This window comes from Microvirga aerilata, assembly GCF_016743775.1.
GTDB lineage: Bacteria > Pseudomonadota > Alphaproteobacteria > Rhizobiales > Beijerinckiaceae > Microvirga > Microvirga aerilata.
On record NZ_JAEQMY010000240.1, the window covers coordinates 1 to 2,177 of the forward strand.

A 2,177-nucleotide genomic window follows, 5' to 3' on the forward strand; every position below is an offset into this window, starting at 1 on the left:
ATATCACTTCACGCTGCAATCCACTTAGCCCTGCTTGTCACTTTGCTTAACGATGATTGGCACGATCATATCGCCCCAATATCCTTGCTCAGAGTGGAAGCGCTTGACCCTCTGCAACTCTATTGAGAGGCCACGGTTGACGCAGTTCATCACAGCCTCGTTCACCCTATGCAACTCGTTGGCAAGGATACGGATGGCTGAGTCCTGCTCAGGCGACAGGGAGCTGGCAGCCTCGTCAAATCGGCTCTTCAGGTGCGGCTTGTCAGATAAGGTCATTGATCTCACTCCTGCTAATAGGGAGGCTCGCTGCAGCCTCAGCGTTGTTGAGCTTCGACACGCAGCTCTAACCGAACTGGTTCATGGTGTTGTGGGTACCGCCTGCCTTGAGGGCGGCTTCGCCGGCAAAGTATTCCTTGTGATCGTCACCGATGTCGGAGCCTGCCATGTTCTGATGCCTCACGCAGGCGATACCCTGGCGGATCTCCTGACGCTGAACGTTGCGCACGTAGCCGAGCATACCCTCGCTGCCGAAGTACTCCTTGGCGAGGTTGTCAGTGGAGAGCGCTGCCGTATGATAGGTCGGCAGCGTAATCAGGTGGTGGAAAATGCCGGCGCGCCTGGCTCCATCGGCTTGGAAGGTGCGGATGCGCTCGTCAGCGTCCCGGGCTAGTTCCGTCTCGTCATAGTCCACGCTCATCAGCTTGGCGCGGTCATACTGCGACACGTCCTTGCCAGCCTTCTCCCATCCATCGTAGACCTGCTGGCGGAAGTTGAGGGTCCAGTTGAATGACGGCGAGTTGTTGTAGACCAGCTTTGCGTTCGGGATCACCTCGCGGATGCGGTCGACCATGCCGGCGATCTGCTCCACATGCGGCTTCTCAGTTTCAATCCACAGCAAGTCCGCGCCGTTCTGCAGCGCGGTGATGCAGTCGAGCACGCAGCGGTCCTCGCCCGTGCCGGGACGGAACTGGAACAGGTTGCTCGGCAGCCGCTTCGGGCGCAGCAGCTTGCCATTGCGGTTGATCACCACGTCGCCGTTTGTGCAGTTCTCGGGCGTGATCTCCTCGCAATCAAGGAAGCCATTGTAGAGATCGCCGATATCGCCAGGCCTTTGGCTGAACGCAATCTGCTTGGTGAGGCCGGCACCCAGCGAGTCGGTGCGCGCCACGATCAGGCCGTCATCAACGCCAAGCTCAAGGAAGGCGTAGCGGATGGCGCGGATCTTGGCGAGGAAGTCCTCGTGTGGAACGGTAACCTTTCCGTCCTGGTGGCCACATTGCTTCTCGTCCGAGACCTGGTTCTCGATCTGGAGGCAGCAGGCGCCGGCCTCGATCATCTTCTTGGCCAGCAGGTAGGTCGCCTCCGCGTTGCCGAAGCCCGCATCGATGTCGGCGACGATCGGGACGATGTGCGTCTGGTAATTGTCAATGGCGCTTTGAATTTCTCGTTCCTTGATCGTGTTGCCGCTGTTACGCGCGGTATCGAGGTCGCGGAACAGAAGTCCCAGTTCGCGGGCGTCGGCTTGGCGCAGGAAGGTGTAGAGTTCCTCAATCAGCGCGGGAACGCTGGTCTTCTCGTGCATAGACTGATCAGGCAGCGGGCCAAACTCCGAGCGCAGGGCGGCCACCATCCAGCCGGAGAGATACAGATAGCGACGCCTGGTGGAGCCGAAGTGCTTCTTGATCGCGATCATCTTCTGCTGGCCGATGAAGCCGTGCCAGCAGCCCAGCGACTGGGTGTAGAGCGAGGGATCGGCATCATAGGCGGCCATGTCTTCCCGCATCATCCTGGCGGTGTAGCGCGCAATGTCGAGGCCGGACTGGAAACGGTTCTGCAGGCGCATGCGGGCAACAGACTCGGGATTGATGCCGTTCCAGGTGCTCTGGCCTTCGATGAGTATCTGCGCCTGTGTGATCTGATCTTGGTAACCCACGGTCGTGCTCCTCGTTCTGTAAAGGTTGAACGAGGAAGTAACGGGTCCGTTCAGAGCCGGAAAGCCAAGTTAAGGTTGGGGTGTAAAACTTTACAAGGCAGCAGGAGTAAACCTGTAAATTATTGACAAGATTGGGGCTCCGATCTTTCCATGGCAACGCTTTGATACTAAGGCAGAAACGGCGCGACGATCGTTCAACAGTCGCTAGTAGACTGGAACAGCTTGAGGATCTCTAAGCCTAAAG

At 58.3% G+C, this 2,177-nt stretch carries 2 protein-coding genes; both read right to left on the minus strand.

Annotated features, from left to right (window positions below; all coding sequences use genetic code 11):
* Positions 1–24 precede the first annotated feature (24 nt).
* A complete protein-coding gene (locus tag JKG68_RS32005; RefSeq protein ID WP_202066421.1) occupies positions 25–276 on the minus strand; it encodes an SMc00767 family acetate metabolism repressor in 252 nt (83 codons plus the stop codon).
* A 67-nt stretch (positions 277–343) separates the two neighbouring features.
* On the minus strand, positions 344–1,933 hold the full coding sequence (locus JKG68_RS32010; protein ID WP_202066422.1) for an isocitrate lyase: 1,590 nt from the start codon (positions 1,931–1,933) through the stop codon (positions 344–346).
* Positions 1,934–2,177: the final 244 nt, after the last annotated feature.

What these genes read in the sequence shown, in the direction of transcription:
- JKG68_RS32005 (WP_202066421.1), bottom strand. Translation starts at nt 276, where the DNA reads ATGACCTTATCTGACAAGCCGCACCTGAAGAGCCGATTTGACGAGGCT.